An 18,145-nucleotide genomic window follows, 5' to 3' on the forward strand; every position below is an offset into this window, starting at 1 on the left:
CGGCGGCCGTCGGCGCAGGCTCACGGCTGCCTGCCGGACGACCGGAACCGCGGTCGGCCGCACGTCGTGATAGCAGCTGGAAGACGGCCGGGACGAGGGGAGTTCGCTGTGTCCACCAGCGATGTGCGGATCGACGGTAACTGTCTGGTGCTGGGCGGGGGAGTACGGGTGCGGTTCATCCGCACGCTGCGGCTTCCGGAATCCGGCACCCACCCGCTGCCGCCGGGGCTGGGCGAGTTCCCGGTGCGGCGTGTCGCCGACTTCCCGGACACCGTGCCGCCCGAGTGGCTGGCACGCGGCGGGGTGATGCTCCCGGTGTATCTGCGGGAGGCGATGTGGCTGAGCTTCTCCGGCACCGTGGAGCCGGCCGCGCTCCAGGTCGGGGTCGGCAAGGTGTGTGCCGTGTCCGGCGAGCGCTGGAGCGGCAAGCTGACGCGGAAGCCGCAGAACTACGTGGTGCTGCCCCGTCAGCCATGGCTTGACGGCATCAACTCCGGCAAGGGGACGGTGCGTCAGTTCGTCGCCGTACCTCTGGGGATGGGCGCCACCGTGGAGGGCCAGGTGACCGGCGAGGAGACCTGGGGCGGCGTGCAGCTCCAGTCGTTCCCGCTCGCGGCCGGTGCCCTTCAGGCCTGGCGCGAGGAGCAGCGCGCCCGCGCCGAGCGCGAGGCGCGGGCAAGGGCGGCGACCGCTCAGGCCGGCTACGGGGGAATGCCGATGCCCGCGGGTGCACCGCCCGCGGCGTTCGGCGCCCCGCCCATGGCACCGGCGATGGCCGCGCCGGGCATGGCCCCGTCCCAGCCGCGGGCGGCCGCGATGGGGCTGGGCGTGGGCGGCACCATGCGCCAGGAGGTCTACCAGGACGACCGGCCGCTGTCCGACTGGGCCGAGGCGCCCGCGGGCCGGGTCTTCGTCCACCTGGTGACACCGCCGGAGTGGCGTCGCATCACCGGTGAGGCGGCACCCCCGTCGCCGGTCGACCGGGCCGCGTACACGCGCGCCGGACTGCCGTGGTTCGACTACTACGACGACGGCGCGGACGATCTCGCACCCACCGACTCCCTCGGCGGGGTCAAGGCGGTCGGCGAGTGGCTCGGCGACGACTCCGTGCCCTGGCAGGCGCCGGGCGTCCACCAGGTGCACCCCCTCGGCGACGCGCCGCAGCCCGGTAAGCCGGTGGCCGACGGCGACTGGTGACGTCCCCTCGGCGGCCGGCCCCACCGAACCACCGGGCCGGCCGCCGGGAGGCTCCTTGGTCCGGCCCCCGTCCGTCGGTACGGTCGGGCCCATGGAACGGGTCGGCGCAGTCCTGATCGATATCGACGGTGTGCTCACGGTCTCCTGGAAGCCGCTTCCGGGAGCCGTCGAGGCCATGGAACGCGTGCGCGAGGCGGGTGTACCGCTGGCGCTGCTCACCAACACCACGTCGCGTACCCGGAGTTCCATCGCGCGGCTCCTCGTGGAGTCGGGATTCCCGGTCACGGCGGACGACATCCTCACCGCGCCGGCGGCGACCGCCGCGTATCTCACGGAGCACTTCCCCGGGGCCAGGTGCGCGGTTCTGAACAGCGGTGACATCGCCGAGGACCTGGCGGACGTGACCCTCGTGGATCTCCTCGACCCGGACGCCCGTCCCGATGTGGTCGTCGTCGGCGGCGCGGGGCCGGAGTTCGGCTACGAGGCCCTCAACACGGCGTTCGCCCACCTCCAGCGCGGAGCCCGCCTCCTCGCGATGCACCGCAATCTCTTCTGGCGGACGGACGCGGGGCTGCAACTCGACGCGGGTGCCTTCCTCCAAGGGCTGGAACGCGCCGCAGGTGTGGAGGCGGAGGTGCTCGGCAAGCCGGCCGGGGCGTTCTTCGAAGCCGCCCTGGCCCGGCTCGGCGCGGAGGCATCGCGGACGCTGATGGTGGGCGACGACATCGAGTCCGACGTACTCGCCGCGCAGCGCCAGGGCATCACGGGTGTCCTGGTCCGGACGGGGAAGTACCGCCCCGAGACGCACCGGGCCGCGTCCGGCGAACCCGACCACGTCGTGGACTCGTTCGCGGACGTGCCGGGGCTGCTGGCGTAGTCGCCGGCCGAGGGCCGAGGGGGAGGTGACGCTCACCAAGGGGCTGTCCCGTAGCAGGAACAGGGGAGCCTGCCGGGAGGACGGCACAGCAGCCGACGCGGCTCCCTGAGGTCAGCAGGCTCGCTCGTATTCGATCTGGTCGAGCAGGTTGCCCTCACCGAAGTCGAAGGCCCGTGCGGCGCCGGTCTCGGCGAAGCCGGACTTGGCGTAGAAGCGCCGCGATTGCGGGGTGTCGCGCAACGTCCACAGGTGCACCCGCGTGAATCCCTCGTCGCGGAGGCGGTTCAGCGTCTGCGTCATCAGCACGGCGGCGACCCCGCTGCCCCAGGCGTCGGGATGGCTGTAGAAACTGCAGATCTCCGCGAGACCCGGGCGGGCAGGGGACGGGAGGCAGAGGGACAGCGCCACGGGGCGGTCGTCGAGGGCCGCGAGCAGGATCGTCCCCGTCCCTCCCGCGACCCGATCGTGCCATCGGGTCCGTCTGCTCCGGACACCGCGTGCGGCGAAACCGGGCGCGAAGAAGGGGGCGTAGGCCGCCTCCCAGGCGGCGGCGTGGATCTCGCCGAGCACGCGTCCGTCGTCCGGCTCGGCCTGGCGCACCTTGATCATCGGCTCATCCTAGTGATGTCGCTCCTGGGTGCCGCCTCAGCCCGTCCGGCCCGGCGCGAGGCGTGCCGGTCCGGTCCGGTCAGGTCTGCGGTCGTACGAACCCCGGCCACGGCCGGAGCCGGCCCGGCCAGGTCGCCCAGCGCAGGGAGTCGCACTCCTCCGGCGGCAGCAGGCCCGCGCCGATGAGCGCCGCGCGGCCGGCCTGTTGGCCGGCGATCCGGTAGCCGTACTCGGACGAGTCCACCTCGTGGTGCCTGCCGTCCGTGAGCAGTACCGCGGCCGCCACTGTGCCCAGCCCGTCCAGCAGGCCCTCCCGCAGCGCGGGCACGTACTCCGGAGGCAGCCGGTTCTCCGGCAGGGAGTTCCGGAGCTCGAACCCCGCGTCCGCGCGCGGCGGTTCGAACGTGGCGACGATGTACGCGAAGGGGCCACAGGCGCCGATGTTCATCTTGACGTGGACACGGACGTCGGGTACTCGTACAGGCAGGCCGGTCATGGTCGACACCGTAAAGGTGTCCCGGATCGGCGGTCGACCGGTTTGTCGTCGGGGGACGGGGATCGAGGCACCGTCACTCGCGGCGCGTCGGCCACATCCGTCCGTGCAAAACACGTCACATCACGGACCACTTCCGCCCTGTTCCGAATCAACACGTATATTCGGACAGGTGTAACCGGGGGCATGTGTTTGTTTTTCTGGGGGCGGAATCTATGGCGCAGAGTGTGAGGGCCCAGGCGCGTGCCCGTGCCCGTAAACGGGCACGCATCCGGTTCGGAGCCGCGGGGGTGGCCGCCGTCGTGGCCGGCGCGGTGGGAATCCTGGCATTGACCGGCGGGGACGGGGACGGCGCCGCCAACGCGGCGTCACGCAGTGGCGTGGGGGAGAAGTCCGCCAAGGACGACGAGGAGAAGTGGGACGGCACGACCAAGGTGCTGGGGGACGGCTCGACCTCCTACACCGGGCCGCAGCCCAAGCAGCTCGAGCCCAAGAAGCTCAAGCCGGGGGAGAAGCCCCCGCAGTTCGTCGTGTTCTCCTGGGACGGCGCCCTGGAGGGCGACGACCGGACGTTCTCCCGCTTCCGCAAGGTGGCCAAGGAGAGCGACGCCACCATGACGTTCTTCCTCACGGGCATCTATCTGCTGCCCAAGGACAAGGCCAGTCTCTACCGCCCGCCGCAGCACGGCGTCGGCGCGGCCGCGATCTCGTACCCCACGGACGAACACATCCGCACCACCCTGAAGGAGCTCGGCGGCGCCTGGAAGGACGGCAACGAGATCGGGTCCCACTTCAACGGCCACTTCTGCGGTGAGAAGGGCGGCGGCGACTGGAGCGTCGAGGAGTGGAAGAGCGAGATCGAGCAGACCTACGGGTTCGTCAAGAAGTGGAAGACGAACACGGGCATGAAGGATCTGCCGCCGCTCCCCTTCGACGTGGAGAAGGAGACCGTGGGCGGCCGCGCTCCGTGCCTGGAGGGCCAGAAGAACCTCATCCCCGCGAGCAAGAAGTTCGGCTGGCGTTACGACGCGAGCTCGTCCGGTGACTTCCAGATCTGGCCGTCCAAGATCAACGGCATCTGGAACTTCCCGCTGCAGCTCCTGCCCTACCCGGACAAGGAACTCCAGGTCCTCGCCATGGACTTCAACTTCCTCTACAACCAGTCCGGCGGTACCACCGAAGGTGATCCGTCGCGCTACGCGGAATGGGAGAAGGAGACCCGGGACGCCTACCTCAACGGCTTCGAGCGGGTCTACAACGGCAGCCGCGCCCCCATGTTCATCGGAAACCACTTCGAGAACTGGAACGGCGGCATCTATATGGACGCCGTGGAGGACGTCATGCGGAAGGTCTGCCCCCGCTCCGACGTGAAGTGCGTGTCGTTCCGGGAGCTCAGCGACTGGCTCGATGTGCAGGACCCCAAGGTCCTCGCCAATCTGCGCGGCCTCGACCCGGCGCAGTCGCCGGACTGGAAGGCCTTGATCGACTGAGGCGGGTCAGGGACCGGCAGACCTGTCGACGCGCCCCGGGACCGGCGCACGCCCCGGCCGGTCCCGGGGCGCGTGCGCCGGTCATCGCGCCGTCGCCATGTGGTCCTTCCAGATTTTCGTCGCCATCGAGACCGGTGAGTCGGCGTCCGGACCGCCCAGCCCCTTGAGCGGCAGCAACTCCAGCTTCCTCAGGTCCGTCCGGTAGAGCACCACCGCCGTGGACTCCTGCGGTGTGTACCCGACGAACCAGGCCGCCGTGTCGTCCTGCGTCGTCCCGGTCTTGCCGGCCGCGTCCTCGCCGAGCGACTTGGCCGCCCGTCCGCTGCCCTCCTGCACCGAGTCCCGGAGGGCGTCGGTGACCTTGGCGGCCACATCGGGACTCATCGCCCGGTCCGCGTCCGGCCGGGGCAGCCGGAGCAGCTTCCCGTTACGGGTCACCTTCAGCACCGAGTAAGGCTCGGTGTGCATGCCTCCCGCGGCGAAGGTCCCGTACGCGGTCGCCATGCGGATGGCACTGGGTTTGGAGTTGCCGAGCGAGAACTCCGGTATGGAGCGTCCGAAGCTGGACGTCAGCAGCCCGGAGTCGGCCGCGGTCTTGCGGACCTTGTCCAGGCCGACGTCCATGCCGAGCTGGAGGAACGGCGTGTTGACCGAGTTGGCCATGGCCGTGCGCAGGCTGATCGCCTGGCCCCACGACCGGTTCTCGTCGTTGCGGCCCTTGACGATCTTGCCGCTGCGGTCCCAGTACGGGCCCTCCGGCGTACGGACCGCGATGTTGTCGTTGCCGTTGTAGAGGGTGTCCGGGGACACCGGAACGCGCGGCGTCTCCCGTTCCTTCTGGACGCCTTCGGCGAGCCCCGCCGCGTACACGAACGGGGTGAAGGCCGAACCGGCGGGCACGGTCACCGCGTTCGCCTCGTTGAAGCCCTGCTTGAGGTAGTCGGGCCCGCCGTACACGGCGAGAATGCGGCCGTTCGGGGCGACGGACGCGGCTCCGGTCTTCACGTACGTGTCGGTGGGACGCTTCTTCGCGTCGAGCTTGGCCCGCACCTTCTCCACCGACGAGGTCAGCGAGGCGACCCGCTGTTTGTCGAACGTCGTGTAGATCTGGTAGCCGCCGAGGTCGAACTGGGCGTCGGAGATCTCCACGTGCTTGGACGTGTAGTCCTTCGCCAGCTCCACGAGATAGCCCTGCTGGCCGCTCAGATTGCCCGGCGGCGCAGCCTTCTTCGGCTCGGGGAACTTCGTGTACCGGGCCCGCTCCTCGCGCGAGAGCTTGCCGACCGCCACCATGCGGTCGAGCGTCCAGCTCCACCGCTGCTCAGCGCGCTCGCGGTTCTTGGCGCTGATGGTCGGGTCGTAGAGCGCGGCGCCCTTGAGCAGCGAGGCCAGAAAAGCGCCCTCGCTGGCGTTGAGCTGCGAGGCCTCTTTGCCGTAGTACGCCTGCGACGCCCGCTGGATGCCGTAGGTCCCGCGGCCGAACCAGCTCGTGTTGAGGTAGCCCTCCAGGATCTCCTTCTTGCTCAGGCGGTTGTCCAGCTTCACGGCGAGCAGGACTTCGGTGAACTTCCGGGAGTAGGTCTGGTCCTGGTTCAGATAGGCGTTCTTGATGTACTGCTGGGTGATGGTCGAGCCGCCCTCGGTGTTACCGCCGCCGACCATGTGACCGAGCGCTCTGACGATGCCCGACACGGAGATGCCGGGGTCGGAGTAGAAGTTGGCGTTCTCGGCGGAGAGAACCGCCCACTGGACGTCCTCCGGCACCTGGTCGAGCGAGGTCTCCTGCCGGCTGACCCAGCCGGACCGCGCCATCTGCGTCCCGTCGGACCAGTAGTAGATGTTGTCCTGCTGGGTGGCGAACCCGTTGAGGTTCTTGGGGATGTCGGTCTTGACGTAGGCGAACATCACCAGCAGCGTCACACCGGCTGTGGAGACCAGGAACAGGCTCAGGGACTGGCGCCACGACGGCACCCAGCGCCGCCAGCCCTGCCGGGCCGAGCGCGGGTAGTCCACGCTGTGCCACATGTCCGCCAGCCGGGTGCGCAGTCCGAGCGCCTGCACGACCCGCTTGACGTTCGGCTGCTGCATCGCCTCCCGGAGGCGCGCGACTCTGAGGCGCGTGACGAGGCTGCTCAGTGTGGTGCGGCCGGAGGCCGGTGCGGCGTCGTCGCCGTCCGTCTCGGGCCCGCGTCCGTGTTTACCCATGGTCCGGCACCGCCCCGTGCCCCCGGACAGTACCGACGTCCTCGCCGTTGAACATCTAGCCCCCACGCTCCCACTGGCCCTGGCCGGACCACTCCCCAGGGATTCACCCTACGAAGCGCCGCATGTCGGTCGGCACTCGGGGTCCCGGAAAGGAGACCACTGCCGGTCGGACGCGTGCCGCACCGGCCAGACGAGTGTTTTAGGAGAAGCGGGAGCGCGCGCGGACGGGGGGTGGGTACGAGGGGACACATCGGACCGAACAGGGAGAGACCATGACCGATCCACAGTCCGGCGCGAACCCCCCGCCCGACGACTCCGTCACGCCCGACTCGTTGCTGCACACCGGCTCCGAGGGTGAGGTCTCACCCGAGGATCTCGTTCTCGCCTCGGGCCGTGACCTCACCCCGGAGAACCTGGCCTGGGCGCAGCGCAAGCTGGCCGAGGAAGGCCCCGGCGCCATCGACAAACTGCTGCCCTGACCGCCGGGCGCGGGCGTCTGCCGAAGCGGGTGGCGGGGGCTCCCGTCCCCGGGTCCCGCCCGGTCTCAGGCGGCCCGCAGCGGCGCCAGCGCCTGGCTCCAGGAGACGACCTGGTCGAGCGTCGTCGTGAGCGCGTCCCGCTGGAAGTCGCCCGGCTTGAACACGCTGAAGTTCTCGAAGTCCGTGAACAGCGACAACGCGACCTGCGCACGCACATCGGCCATCTGGAGCTCGCCGGCTATCAGACGCAGGTGCTCCACCGCGCGGGTGCCGCCGGCCGAGCCGTAGCTGACGAATCCGACGGCCTTGTTGTTCCACTCGGCGTAGAGGAAGTCGATGGCGTTCTTCAGCGCGCCGGAGGTGGAGTGGTTGTACTCCGGCGTCACCATCACAAAGCCGTCGAACGAGGCGATCTTGCTCGCCCAGCTCAGCGTGTGCGGCTGCGAGTACTGGCCCAGCGACGGCGGGTACGCCTCGTCGAGGTGGGGGAGCTTGTAGTCGAGCAGGTCGACGAGCTCGAACTCCGCGTCGTCGCGCTGCACGGCGACGTCGTGCACCCAGCGGGCGACGGCCTCTCCGTTACGGCCCGGGCGGGTGCTGCCGAGAATGATGCCGATCTTGGTCATGGGTGTCCCTCGATAGCTCTGTGGTGATCCGGAACGCTGTGATGATCCGGCCAAAGGTCCTTGCCTCGTCAAGTATCCACCTGGAACTTGCTTCGTCAAGCAAGTACTATCGAGGCATGACCGACGCCGAGCAGCAGCCGCTGCGCCCCCTGAGCACCGACGAGGAAGCGCTGCTGCGCGAGCTCGGCCGCGTGATGATCGTCCTGCCGCGCGTGATCGACACCGACATGATGCGCGAGCAGCGCATCCCGGTCTCCGAGTACACGACCCTGATGCACCTGTCCGAGGCGCCGCACCGGCTGATGCGGATGAGCGAGCTCGCCGCCGCCTGCAATCTCTCCCTCAGCGGGATGACCCGCGTGGTGACCCGCCTCGAGACCCAGGGCCTGGTCGCGCGGACCCGCTGCGACGAGGACGCCCGCGGCTGGAACGCCGTACTCACCGACGAGGGCCTCGCCCGGCTCGAACAGGCCTGGCCCGCCCATCTCGCGAGCGCCCGCCGTCATGTCTTCGACCACCTCGAAGGCGCCGATCTGGCCCGGCTCACCCAGGCGCTGCGGCGCATCGCGACCTGACCACCCGTGACGTGCGGCGCGGACCGCGAGAACTACGCGTCACACCATGCAGGGAGTACGACATGACCAGCCCTTCGACCGCCCGGACCGATGGGGGAGACCTCACGCTCGGCCTGGACACGTTCGGCGATGTGACCGACGATCCCGACGGCCGTCCGATGTCACACGCGCAGACCATCCGTCATCTCGTGGAGGAAGGCGTCCTCGCCGACCAGGTCGGCCTCGACCACTTCGGCATCGGCGAGCACCACACCGACACCATGCCCCTCTCGGCCGCCGACGTCGTCCTCGCCGCCATCGCGTCGCGGACCTCGCGGATACGCCTCGGTTCGGCGGTGACGGTGATCAGTTCCGACGACCCCGTCCGCGTCTTCCAGCGGTACGCCACCCTCGACGCCGTGTCGAACGGCCGGGCCGAGCTCATCCTCGGCAGGGGATCGAGCACCGAGTCGTTCCCCCTCTTCGGCTACGAGCTGAGCGACTACGAGGAACTCTTCGAGGAGAAGGTGGGCCTGTTCGCCGAGCTCCTGAAGGAGAAGCCGGTCACCTGGTCGGGCAACACCCGCGCGGCCCTCGACGGCCTCCTGGTCTACCCGCACAGCGAGTCGGGGGCGATCCCGACCTGGATCGGTGTCGGCGGCAGCCCCCAGTCCGTGGTCCGCACCGCCCGCTACGGCTTCTCCCTCATGCTCGCGATCATCGGCGGCGAGACGGCCCGCTTCGCGCCCTTCTCACAGCTGTTCCGGCAGGCGCTGGAACAGTTCGGCCATCCGCAGCGGCCGGTCGGCATCCATGCGCCCGGTCACGTCGCGGCCACCGACGAGCAGGCGATCGAGGAGTTCCTGCCCGCCCTGGAGGCCGCGATGCGCCGGGTGTCCCGCGAGCGCGGCTTCCGCACCCCCACCCGCGAGACCCTTCTGCGCGATGTGGGCCCCGGGGGCGCACTGCATGTCGGCTCGCCCGAGACCGTGGCCCGCAAGATCGCAAGGACGCTCACGGACCTGGACGCGACCCGTTTCGACCTGAAGTACGGCATGCCCGGCATGGCCCACGACGCGGTGATGACCAATATCGAGCTGTTCGGGACCAAGGTGGCGCCGCTGGTACGGGAGATGATGGCGCACTGACGCCTGCGGCCACGCTCGCCCCCTCCTCACCACGTCACCTCCAGCCGGTCCAGTCCTCGCAGCAGGCTGGGACGCCACGCGGGCGGGGCGGACGGGTCGGCGAGAGCGAGGCCCGGGAGGCGTTCGAGGAGGGTGCGCAGGGCGATCGCGGATTCCATGCGGGCCGGCGGAGCGCCGAGGCAGTGATGGATGCCGTGGCCGAACGACAGATGTGTACGCGTGGTGGCCGGGTCGCGGTGGATGTCGAAGCGGTCCGGATCGGCGAACACCGCCGGGTCGCGGTTGGCGGCGGCCAGGCTGAGCACGACGGGTTCGCCCTTGGGGACCGTGGTGCCGGCGATCGTCACGTCCGTGACCGGATAGCGGTAGGCCGCGGCGAGGGCCGGGGGCTCGTAGCGCATGGCCTCTTCCACGGTGCCTTCGAGGAGGGTCCAGTCCGCGCGCAGGGCCGCGAGCTGCGCCGGGTTGCGGAGCAGCAGGTTCACGGCGCTCGAGATCAGATTGGCCGTGGTCTCGTGGCCGGCCACCAGGAGCAGGAAGGCCATACCGAGCAACTCCGGTGCCGTCAGGGGCTCTTCTTCCGCGCCGGCTGCGTGGGCGAGAGCGTGCAGCAGGTCGCCCCGTGCCGATCCGGCCGTCTCGCTCTCCGCGGGGGACGGCAGGGCGCGCTTGGCCTCGATGAGGTCGGTGAGGTACGCCGTCATCGCCAGGCCGGCGGCCGACGCGGCCTCGTGACTGGTGGCCGCGACGATCTCGGCGGACCAGGTACGGAAGGGGGCCCGGTCCGCGTCCGGTACGCCGAGCAGTTCGCAGATCACGGTCACCGGCAGCGGAAAGGCGTAGGCGTCGACCAGATCGGCCTCTCCCGCCGGTGACAGCGCGTCGACCAGACCGTCGGCCATCTCCTGGACGCGCCCGCGCATCGCCTGGACGCGGTGCCGGGTGAAGTCGCGTGCCACCAGCCGTCGTAGCCGGGTGTGGTCCGGCGGGTCGACCTGGAGCAGATTCCGTCCGATCGCGTACCCGCCGTCGTGGGTCCAGGACGCGGAGTGCCGTACGTCGTTGCGCAGCCGCTCGTCGGCCAGCGCGGCCCGTACCGCTCGGGCGTCGGTCACCAGCCAGGCGGCCTCCTTCGACGGCAGCAGCACATGGTGGATGCCTCCCTGTGCGCGGAGTTCCGCATATCGGCTGTGCGGATCGGCGGTGAAGCGGTCCTGGTCGGGGACCAGTTCGACGAGTGTCACGGTGCCTGCCCTCCGGTGGCGTGGATGTGCGGCGGATGACGGCGGCAGCAGTCCGTACAGCAAGTGGGGACTGCTCCCCGTTTTGGGTTCCGACCGTAGCAGAAAGTGGGGAGTGCTCCACGGTTCGGGTAGCGTGACGGTGTGAGACAAGACGCGGAGCGCAACCGGCTACGGATCCTCGAAGCAGCACGGGAGGTCTACGCCGAGCAGGGCGTGGAGGCCCCCCTCGACGTGATCGCCCGCCGGGCGGGCGTCGGCAACGCCACGCTCTACCGGCGGTTCCCGGACCGCGCCGCCCTGATCGAGGCGGTGTTCCACGACTTGCTGGCAGCGACGCGCGAAGCGGGCGAGCGTGCCCGCGAGACCGAGGATCCGTTGGCGGGTCTGGTCGACTACGTGACGCACATCTTCACGGGACTCGCCGCCGACCGGGGCGTCACCGACCTGATGACCACGACGATCCCCGGAATCCCTTCGCTGGAGGCCCTGCACACCCACAACGCCGAAACCTTCGGACTGCTCCTCGCCCGCTGCCGCGAGAGCGGCACGGTCTGCGAGGACGTGACGGTCGAGGACCTGCTCTTCGCCCTCGCCGCCCTGGGCCGAGCCGTACCCGCCGCCGAGGCGGCGTCGTCCGGCGCATGGCGGCGTCCGCTGGCGCTCCTCCTCAACGGGCTGCGGGCCACGGGCGCGTCCCTGCCCGGCCCCGCGCCGACCCCGGGCGGGCTTCAGCAGGCGCTGTCGCGGCTGCACTGATCGCGCCGGCCGGCGGACGGGTGCCGCCGGCCGGCGGGCAGAGAATGCGCAGGCAGAAAAAGGGCTGCGAGCGCGCGTGGTGCTCTGGCTACGATCGGCCGCATGCTGTCCACCGACCGTCTCCTCGCCTTCGCGGCGATGTCCTTCCTGCTGATCGTGATACCCGGCCCGAGCGTGCTGTTCGTGGTCGGGAGGGCGCTGGCGCAGGGCCGTCGCGCCGCGCTGACCACCGTCGTGGGGAACACGCTCGGTGCCTACGTCCTCGTCGTCGCCGTGGCTCTCGGGGTCGGCGCCGTCGTCGAACGCTCGGTCGTCGTCTTCACGACGCTGAAGCTGGTGGGTGCCGCGTACCTGGTGTACCTGGGGATCAAGGCCGTACGGGAACGCGGGTCGTTGCATGCCGCTTTCTCCGGCGACGCCCCCGTCCACAGCAGTTGGCGCACGCTCGCGGACGGGTTCGCCGTCGGCGTGGCCAACCCGAAGACCATCGTGTTCTTCGCCGCCGTGCTGCCGCAGTTCGTCGACCGCGGCCAGGGAAACGTCACGGGCCAGATGCTGCTGCTCGGCCTGGTCTTCAATGTCATCGCGCTGGCCTCCGACAGCGTCTGGGGGCTGGTCGCCGCCACCGCGCGGAGCTGGTTCGCCAGATCACCGCGGCGGCTGGCACTCGTCGGCGGAGTGGGCGGGGTGACCATGATCGGCCTCGGCGTCACGGTCGCCGCGACGGGCCGCAAGGACTGACGCCGCCCGGTCCTCGTGCAGGGGGTCGGCGGGGCATGCGGCGGTGAGCACGGGCGGTGACCGATGTGACGCTGCGGATGCGCCGGACGGTGTGCGAGCAGGCTCCCGACCGAGGCCGGAACGGAGCGCACGGCCGACCGGCCCGGCCCCTCGCGCAGGCTCGTCCTGCCTGGTCACGACCGATCCCGGCCCCGGGAAAAGGCAGTCACGGAGGGCCCTGAACCCCTGGTATTGTTGTCCATGTCGCCGCGGGGATGCCTCACGGCCGACACACACCTTGTCCGGGTGGCGGAATGGCAGACGCGCTAGCTTGAGGTGCTAGTGCCCTTTATCGGGCGTGGGGGTTCAAGTCCCCCCTCGGACACCACGGAGAAACCCCACATCATGTGGGGTTTCTTGTGTTTCCGGGCTCGAGAGGTCCGGGGGTCCGGTTCCCGCCGCACCTGCCCGGCCGCTCCCGGCGCTCACCCGGTGCCGGGCGCCCCGCCGGTGAGGCGCCCCCTCAGCGCCGGTACAGCGCGTTGATGTCCGCCGCGTACGCCCCCGCGATCGCCCGCCGCTTGAGCTTCAGCGTCGGTGTCATCAGACCGGAGTCCAGCGTGAACTCCCTCGGCAGGATCCGGAAGGCGCGGATGGACTCCGCCTGGGACACCCGGGTGTTGGCCCGCGAGACCGCGCGCTGGATCTGGGCCCTCAGGTCCTCGTCGTCCGTCATCGCCGACACGTCCCACTGCGGCTTCCCCTTCAGGGCCAGCCAGTGCGCCAGCGCCTCCGGGTCCACCGTGATCAGGGCGGCGATGTAGGGCTGGTCGTCGCCGACGATCAGGCACTGGGAGATCAGCGGATGGTGGCGCAGCTGCTCCTCCAGCGGCAGCGGGGCCACGCTCTTGCCGCCGCTGGTGATGATGATGTCCTTCTTGCGGCCCGTGATGACGAGGTAGCCCTCCTCGTCGAGATGGCCCGTGTCACCGGTGGCGAACCACCCGTCCCGCAGCACCGCCTCGGTGGCCTTCGGGTTGTTGAGATAGCCCGCGAAGACCGTTTCGCCGGCCACCCACACCTCGCCGTCCTCCGCGATGTGCACGGCGCAGCCGGGAATCGGCCGGCCCACCGTGCCGAACCTGACCTCGCCCGGCGGCTGTGCCGTGATCGCCCCCGCGGTCTCGGTGAGGCCGTAGCCGTCGTACACAGTGACGCCCGCGCCCGCGAAGAACAGCCCCAGCTCGCGGCGGAGAGTGGAGCCGCCCGAGACGGCGGTGCGGACCTGGCCGCCCAGTACCGCACGCAGTCTGGTGTACACCAGACGGTCGTACACGGCGTGCAGGACCTTCAGCGACGGACCCGGACCGTGGCCTGCGCCGGTCGACTGGCGCTCCAGGGACTCCGCGTAACGCACGGCGACGGCGGCGGCCTTGTCGAAGAGGCCGAGGTTGCCCGCGCCCTCGGCGGTCCGGCGGGCCTTGTGGAAGATCTTCTCGAAGATGTACGGCACCGCGAACAGGAACGTCGGCCGGAACGACGACAGGGCCGGCAGCAGCGACTCGGGGCTCAGATCGGGCTGATGGCCCAGGCGTATGCCGCCGCGCAGGCAGGCGACCCCGACCATCAGACCGTAAATGTGCGCGACGGGAAGGAAGTTGAGGATCGACGGTTGCACACCGGGCTCGGCGAGAATGCCGCCCCACCCTTCGAGCAGGATGTCGCACTCGGCGGCGAGGTTGCCGTGCGTGATGAGGCAGCCCTTGGGGCTTCCGGTGGTGCCGGAGGTGTAGGTGATCGTGGCGATCTGGTCCGGCAGCACCGCGGCGCGGTGACGATGGATCATCTCGTCGTCCAGCGCGAGGCCTTCCTCGACGAGGGTCGCCAGACATCCGCGGTCCATCTGCCAGATCGCGGTCAGTGCCGACTGCGCGTCGGAGGCCGCCGCGACCGTCATCGCGTGGTTCTCGTGCTCGACCACGATCGCCCTGACCTGGGCGTCGTTGAGGATCCAGCGCACCTGCTCGATGGACGAGGTGGGGTACACGGGAACGATCTCCGCACCCACCGACCACAGGGCGTGGGCCAGCACCGTCCACTCGTAGCGCGTACGGGACATGAGCGCGACGCGGTCGCCGAACCGGATGCCGTTGGCCAGGAACCCCTTGGCCACGGCGACCACTTGATCGCACAGCTCCCGTGCGGTCACCGGCTCCCAGGTGCCCTCGTCCCGCCCGGTACGGCGAGACACCTGCACGAGGGAGGGATGACGCAGTGCGGCCTCGAACACCGAGTCGGCGAGGCCGCCCGCGCGGTCGGTACCGGTACGGAACGGAGGACCGTGTCCTTGCATCGTGGCCTCTCCCTTCCCCACCCCCGGGGCGCCGTGCCGTGCACTCAGGGAGCGCAAGATACCGTCCGGACGGTCCGGCTGCCTAGGTTCCGGGCACATCGGCACATTTTCCGTTCGACGGGCGGCTGCTCGGCACGCGGCATGACGGTGCGTCAGGCCGGCAGGAGTCGCGGCGAGGACACCGGTGACCTGCCCGCCGTCCCGGTTCCTGTCCGCGGATCCGGTGTCGCAGCGCAGCTCGTACGCCTCGTGCTGTGGCGCGACCGGGTGAACTGCCTCCGCCACGCACCACGCACGCGCAGTGCCCGGGCATAGGTGGTGTGTCTGCCGCCCGGGCGGACCCCTTCGTCCAGGGGAGACCCGTCGCGCGGGAGCGGTGGCGTCGAGCGCATCACCCGACGAGGGCCCAGTCGCACATGACCGGTCACGACCGGCGCGTGCCTCGTCCCGTCCCGGAGCTGCCCATGCACGAGGCGAAGCCGAGGCAGAACGCGACGCCGCCCCCGCTGATGCGCGAGATGCTGCGGTTCGGCACGGTCGGCGGCCTCGGCGTGGCGGTGAACTTCGCCGTGTTCAATCTGTGCCGCGCGGCCACGTCCGAGTCGGTCGTGCGATGCAGCATCGCCGGCACCGCCGCGGCGATCGTCTTCAACTACCTGGGCTATCGCTACTTCGCCTACCGCGAGAGGGACAAGCGCAGTCCCGCCCGGCAGTTCTCCCTGTTCGTCGCCTTCAGTCTCGTCGGTCTGCTGATCGAGAACGGAACGCTCTACGCGGCGACCTACTGGCTCGGCTGGAACGGCGTTCTGCAGAACAATCTGGTGAAGGCACTCGGCCTCGCGGCCGCCACGGCCTTTCGGTTCTGGGCCTACCGCACGTGGGTCTTTCTGCTGCCGTCCGGCGCATACGGGCGGGACTCCCCGGCGCCTCAGGGCCGTGGTTCCTAGGCCGTCTCCGGTGCAACACCCCTGCGGGCGCCTCCCGTTACGCAGCCGAGCTGTGCCGCACCGCATCCGCCGCCGTGTGACGCGGCGATGCGAAGACCTCCGACTCCGGAACGTTCCGCACCCGCCACAGGTACCTGATGTCCCGGCCGAACGACCACAGCAGGAGTCCGAGAGCCATGCCCACGGCCGTCAGTGCCGGCCACTGCGGCAGGATTCCCGCGCCCACCACCAGGAGCACGATCCCCTGGAGCGCTGCCACCGTCTTGCGGGCCGTGCTCGGAGGGAGGGCGCCGTTCAGCCAGGGGAGGACGCGGGCCGCGGCGACGAACGCGTAGCGCATCGTGCCGATCAGCAGTACCCAGGGGCCCAGCGACATGGAGACATAGATGCTCAGCACCAGGATGAGGAAGGCGTCGACCTCCATGTCGAAGCGCGCCCCGAGTGCGGACGACGTCCCCGTCCGGCGGGCCACTTTGCCGTCGACCGCGTCGAGTATCAGCGCCACCGCCGTCAGGGCGACCAGCACGGTGACCGGACGGGGGCTCTCGAAGGAGTCCGCGACGAGCGCGGTCACTCCGCCGACGAGCGTGGCCCGGGCGAGGGTGACGCGGTTGGCCGCGCCGAAGGAGCGGAGCCAGGAGCGGGACAGGGCGCGGGTGAGCACCGCCCAGGTGACGAGCGCGAACGCCAGGCCCGTCAGCCACCCCGCCAGCCCCAGACCCATCGCCGATCCGAGGAGGGCGAGCAACAGCAGCTGAGCACCCGCACCCACGGCCGTCTCCTGGTGCAGGAGCCTCCTGTCGAGCGTGTCGTTCAAGGTCACCGTGTGTCCTCCGGCTGTGTGACAGAGTCCGTGAGTGCCGCGTACCGTGTCCGCGGCTTCGTAAAGATCAGTACGTGGACCGCTGCCCGAATGTTCAGGAGGACGCCTCATGGAGCTCACCGCCCGCGCCTTCTGGCTTCGCTCACCCGGTCACGGAGAGATCCGGGACGTGTCCCTGCCGGCCCCCGCGGACGACGACGTCGTGGTGCGCACGCTCTACTCCGGGGTGAGCCGTGGGACGGAGACCCTCGTCTTCCGGGGCGGTGTTCCGGAGAACCAGCACACGACGATGCGGGCGCCGTTCCAGGAGGGCGACTTCCCCGGCCCGGTGAAGTACGGGTACCTCAACGTCGGCCTGGTGGAAGCGGGGCCGCAGGAGCTGGTCGGCCGTACCGTCTTCTGTCTCTACCCGCACCAGACGCGCTATGTCGTCCCCGCGAGCGCCGTGACACCGGTGCCGGACGGCGTGCCCGCCGCGCGGGCCGTGCTGGCCGGGACGGTGGAGACCGCGGTGAACGCCCTGTGGGACGCGGCGCCGCTGGTCGGCGACCGTATCGCCGTCGTCGGAGCGGGCATGATCGGCGCGTCCGTGGCCGCCGTCCTCGCCCGGTTCCCCGCCGTCCGCGTCCAGTTGGTCGACGCCGACCCCGGCCGCGCCGCCGTCGCCAAGGCCCTCGGGGTCGACTTCGCGCTCCCCGAGGAGGCCACGGGCGACTGTGATCTCGTCGTCCACGCCAGCGCCACCGAGGCCGGACTCACCCGCTCGCTGGAACTGCTCGCCCCGGAGGGGACGGTTCTCGAACTGAGCTGGTACGGCGACCGCCGCATCAGCCTGCCGCTCGGGGAGGCCTTCCACTCCCGCCGACTGGTCGTCCGCAGCAGCCAGGTGGGAACCGTGTCCCCGGCCCGCGGCTCCCGCCGGACCTTCGCCGACCGGCTCGCCATCGCGCTCGATCTTCTCGCGGACCCCGTCTTCGACACGTTCGTCACCGGCGAGTGCGCGTTCGACGAGCTCCCGGAGGTACTGCCGCGGCTCGCCTCGGGCGACCTGCCTGCGATGTGTCTCCGGGTTCTGTACGAATCTGCTGCCGATCCGGCCTGAACAAGGAGAACAGGCCGGCCGTACTACACGACAGACCCCGGCAGGGGGTCAGAGGCGCCGTACCTGGAGGATCGTCCGTTGTTCAGCATCACCGTCCGCGATCACCTCATGATCGCTCACAGCTTCCGTGGAGAGGTCTTCGGACCCGCGCAGCGCCTGCACGGAGCGACCTTCCTCGTGGACGCCACGTTCCGGCGCGCCGAACTCGACGCCGACAACATCGTCGTCGACATCGGCCTCGCCACCACCGAGCTCAACACCGTCGTCGCCGCGCTGAACTACCGCAACCTCGACGACGAGCCCGACTTCGCGGGCATCAACACCTCCACGGAGGCGCTGGCCAAGGTCATCGCCGACCGTCTCGCCGACCGGGTGCACGCCGGCGCACTGGGCGAAGGCGCCCGGGAGATCGCCGGAATCACGGTCACCCTGCACGAGTCCCACATCGCGTGGGCGAGTTACGAGCGAACGCTGTGACGCCCGTGGACCGTGCCGACGCCGCCACCCCGCCCTCGCGCGCGG

At 70.3% G+C, this 18,145-nt stretch carries 18 protein-coding genes and 1 tRNA gene; 12 read left to right on the forward strand and 7 right to left on the reverse strand.

Annotated elements, in window-relative coordinates:
* Nucleotides 1-108: 108 nt before the first annotated feature.
* Both ACQPWZ_RS30200 and ACQPWZ_RS30205 read left to right on the forward strand, forming a co-directional pair.
* Nucleotides 109-1,197 carry a hypothetical protein gene (locus ACQPWZ_RS30200; RefSeq protein WP_433572910.1) on the forward strand — a complete coding sequence of 363 codons (1,089 nt, stop codon included), beginning with the start codon at nt 109-111 and terminating at the stop codon, nt 1,195-1,197.
* A 91-nt stretch (nt 1,198-1,288) separates the two neighbouring features.
* Nucleotides 1,289-2,074, forward strand: coding sequence for an HAD-IIA family hydrolase (locus ACQPWZ_RS30205; RefSeq protein ID WP_433572911.1), 786 nt, complete (start codon nt 1,289-1,291; stop codon nt 2,072-2,074).
* Between the two features lie 111 nt (nt 2,075-2,185).
* Here ACQPWZ_RS30205 and ACQPWZ_RS30210 read toward each other — a convergent pair whose 3' ends face one another.
* Together ACQPWZ_RS30210 and ACQPWZ_RS30215 are read right to left on the reverse strand one after the other, a co-directional pair.
* Nucleotides 2,186-2,683 carry an N-acetyltransferase family protein gene (locus ACQPWZ_RS30210; RefSeq protein ID WP_433572912.1) on the reverse strand — a complete coding sequence of 166 codons (498 nt, stop codon included), beginning with the start codon at nt 2,681-2,683 and terminating at the stop codon, nt 2,186-2,188.
* A 79-nt stretch (nt 2,684-2,762) separates the two neighbouring features.
* Entirely contained in the window at nt 2,763-3,179 is a 417-nt protein-coding gene (locus tag ACQPWZ_RS30215; protein WP_433572913.1) for a hypothetical protein, read from the reverse strand.
* A 212-nt stretch (nt 3,180-3,391) separates the two neighbouring features.
* Between ACQPWZ_RS30215 and ACQPWZ_RS30220 the strand changes: the two genes are divergently transcribed.
* Nucleotides 3,392-4,666: a hypothetical protein gene (locus ACQPWZ_RS30220; RefSeq protein ID WP_356703273.1), complete on the forward strand. Its 1,275-nt coding sequence runs from the start codon at nt 3,392-3,394 to the stop codon at nt 4,664-4,666.
* A gap of 81 nt (nt 4,667-4,747) precedes the next feature.
* On the opposite strand, the gene ACQPWZ_RS30225 is transcribed toward ACQPWZ_RS30220, so the two are convergent.
* Nucleotides 4,748-6,871: a transglycosylase domain-containing protein gene (locus ACQPWZ_RS30225; RefSeq protein ID WP_383239318.1), complete on the reverse strand. Its 2,124-nt coding sequence runs from the start codon at nt 6,869-6,871 to the stop codon at nt 4,748-4,750.
* A gap of 272 nt (nt 6,872-7,143) precedes the next feature.
* Between ACQPWZ_RS30225 and ACQPWZ_RS30230 the strand changes: the two genes are divergently transcribed.
* Nucleotides 7,144-7,350: a hypothetical protein gene (locus ACQPWZ_RS30230; protein WP_383239315.1), complete on the forward strand. Its 207-nt coding sequence runs from the start codon at nt 7,144-7,146 to the stop codon at nt 7,348-7,350.
* 65 nt (nt 7,351-7,415) lie between these two features.
* Here the strand turns inward: ACQPWZ_RS30230 and ACQPWZ_RS30235 are convergent, their stop codons facing one another.
* On the reverse strand, nt 7,416-7,976 hold the full coding sequence (locus tag ACQPWZ_RS30235) for an NADPH-dependent FMN reductase (RefSeq protein WP_340476429.1): 561 nt from the start codon (nt 7,974-7,976) through the stop codon (nt 7,416-7,418).
* A 116-nt stretch (nt 7,977-8,092) separates the two neighbouring features.
* Here ACQPWZ_RS30235 and ACQPWZ_RS30240 point away from each other — a divergent pair, with 116 nt between their 5' ends.
* Nucleotides 8,093-8,551: a MarR family winged helix-turn-helix transcriptional regulator gene (locus tag ACQPWZ_RS30240; protein WP_433572914.1), complete on the forward strand. Its 459-nt coding sequence runs from the start codon at nt 8,093-8,095 to the stop codon at nt 8,549-8,551.
* A 62-nt stretch (nt 8,552-8,613) separates the two neighbouring features.
* Nucleotides 8,614-9,678 (forward strand): LLM class flavin-dependent oxidoreductase, encoded by a 1,065-nt coding sequence (locus tag ACQPWZ_RS30245; protein WP_433572915.1) that lies wholly within the window; start codon nt 8,614-8,616, stop codon nt 9,676-9,678.
* Nucleotides 9,679-9,704: 26 nt separating this feature from the next.
* On the opposite strand, the gene ACQPWZ_RS30250 is transcribed toward ACQPWZ_RS30245, so the two are convergent.
* Complete coding sequence (locus ACQPWZ_RS30250) at nt 9,705-10,922, reverse strand: cytochrome P450 family protein (RefSeq protein ID WP_433572916.1); 1,218 nt, start codon at nt 10,920-10,922, stop codon at nt 9,705-9,707.
* Nucleotides 10,923-11,063: 141 nt separating this feature from the next.
* Between ACQPWZ_RS30250 and ACQPWZ_RS30255 the strand changes: the two genes are divergently transcribed.
* The 3 genes from ACQPWZ_RS30255 (at nt 11,064) to ACQPWZ_RS30265 (ending at nt 12,786) form a co-directional block, all read left to right on the forward strand.
* Complete coding sequence (locus ACQPWZ_RS30255) at nt 11,064-11,678, forward strand: TetR/AcrR family transcriptional regulator (protein WP_433572917.1); 615 nt, start codon at nt 11,064-11,066, stop codon at nt 11,676-11,678.
* Nucleotides 11,679-11,780: 102 nt separating this feature from the next.
* The gene (locus ACQPWZ_RS30260; RefSeq protein WP_328862284.1) at nt 11,781-12,419 is read left to right on the forward strand and encodes a LysE family translocator; all 639 of its coding nucleotides are present in this window, start codon (nt 11,781-11,783) and stop codon (nt 12,417-12,419) included.
* Nucleotides 12,420-12,698: 279 nt separating this feature from the next.
* A tRNA-Leu gene (locus ACQPWZ_RS30265) sits at nt 12,699-12,786 on the forward strand.
* Between the two features lie 135 nt (nt 12,787-12,921).
* Here the strand turns inward: ACQPWZ_RS30265 and ACQPWZ_RS30270 are convergent.
* On the reverse strand, nt 12,922-14,751 hold the full coding sequence (locus ACQPWZ_RS30270; protein WP_433572918.1) for an AMP-dependent synthetase/ligase: 1,830 nt from the start codon (nt 14,749-14,751) through the stop codon (nt 12,922-12,924).
* Nucleotides 14,752-15,188: 437 nt separating this feature from the next.
* Here ACQPWZ_RS30270 and ACQPWZ_RS30275 point away from each other — a divergent pair, with 437 nt between their 5' ends.
* The gene (locus ACQPWZ_RS30275) at nt 15,189-15,698 is read left to right on the forward strand and encodes a GtrA family protein (protein ID WP_340476436.1); all 510 of its coding nucleotides are present in this window, start codon (nt 15,189-15,191) and stop codon (nt 15,696-15,698) included.
* Nucleotides 15,699-15,735: 37 nt separating this feature from the next.
* Here ACQPWZ_RS30275 and ACQPWZ_RS30280 read toward each other — a convergent pair whose 3' ends face one another.
* Complete coding sequence (locus tag ACQPWZ_RS30280) at nt 15,736-16,521, reverse strand: CDP-alcohol phosphatidyltransferase family protein (RefSeq protein WP_340476437.1); 786 nt, start codon at nt 16,519-16,521, stop codon at nt 15,736-15,738.
* Between the two features lie 109 nt (nt 16,522-16,630).
* On the opposite strand from ACQPWZ_RS30280, the gene ACQPWZ_RS30285 reads away from it, so the two are divergent.
* Together ACQPWZ_RS30285 and ACQPWZ_RS30290 are read left to right on the forward strand one after the other, a co-directional pair.
* Nucleotides 16,631-17,623 carry a zinc-dependent alcohol dehydrogenase gene (locus ACQPWZ_RS30285; RefSeq protein WP_356703280.1) on the forward strand — a complete coding sequence of 331 codons (993 nt, stop codon included), beginning with the start codon at nt 16,631-16,633 and terminating at the stop codon, nt 17,621-17,623.
* 78 nt (nt 17,624-17,701) lie between these two features.
* Nucleotides 17,702-18,100, forward strand: coding sequence for a 6-pyruvoyl trahydropterin synthase family protein (locus ACQPWZ_RS30290; RefSeq protein WP_327678471.1), 399 nt, complete (start codon nt 17,702-17,704; stop codon nt 18,098-18,100).
* Nucleotides 18,101-18,145 lie beyond the last annotated feature (45 nt).

The sequence above is a fragment of the Streptomyces sp. CA-251247 genome (assembly GCF_050952975.1).
GTDB lineage: Bacteria > Actinomycetota > Actinomycetes > Streptomycetales > Streptomycetaceae > Streptomyces > Streptomyces achmelvichensis.

Excerpts from the sequence above, each read along its gene's own strand:
- ACQPWZ_RS30230 (WP_383239315.1), top strand. The coding sequence starts at position 7,144 with ATGACCGATCCACAGTCCGGCGCGAACCCCCCGCCCGACGACTCCGTC.
- ACQPWZ_RS30210 (WP_433572912.1), bottom strand. The coding sequence starts at position 2,683 with ATGATCAAGGTGCGCCAGGCCGAGCCGGACGACGGACGCGTGCTCGGC.
- ACQPWZ_RS30215 (WP_433572913.1), bottom strand. The coding sequence starts at position 3,179 with ATGACCGGCCTGCCTGTACGAGTACCCGACGTCCGTGTCCACGTCAAG.
- ACQPWZ_RS30240 (WP_433572914.1), top strand. The coding sequence starts at position 8,093 with ATGACCGACGCCGAGCAGCAGCCGCTGCGCCCCCTGAGCACCGACGAG.
- ACQPWZ_RS30270 (WP_433572918.1), bottom strand. The coding sequence starts at position 14,751 with ATGCAAGGACACGGTCCTCCGTTCCGTACCGGTACCGACCGCGCGGGC.
- ACQPWZ_RS30260 (WP_328862284.1), top strand. The coding sequence starts at position 11,781 with ATGCTGTCCACCGACCGTCTCCTCGCCTTCGCGGCGATGTCCTTCCTG.
- ACQPWZ_RS30235 (WP_340476429.1), bottom strand. The coding sequence starts at position 7,976 with ATGACCAAGATCGGCATCATTCTCGGCAGCACCCGCCCGGGCCGTAAC.
- ACQPWZ_RS30220 (WP_356703273.1), top strand. The coding sequence starts at position 3,392 with ATGGCGCAGAGTGTGAGGGCCCAGGCGCGTGCCCGTGCCCGTAAACGG.
- ACQPWZ_RS30205 (WP_433572911.1), top strand. The coding sequence starts at position 1,289 with ATGGAACGGGTCGGCGCAGTCCTGATCGATATCGACGGTGTGCTCACG.
- ACQPWZ_RS30285 (WP_356703280.1), top strand. The coding sequence starts at position 16,631 with ATGGAGCTCACCGCCCGCGCCTTCTGGCTTCGCTCACCCGGTCACGGA.
- ACQPWZ_RS30245 (WP_433572915.1), top strand. The coding sequence starts at position 8,614 with ATGACCAGCCCTTCGACCGCCCGGACCGATGGGGGAGACCTCACGCTC.
- ACQPWZ_RS30225 (WP_383239318.1), bottom strand. The coding sequence starts at position 6,871 with ATGGGTAAACACGGACGCGGGCCCGAGACGGACGGCGACGACGCCGCA.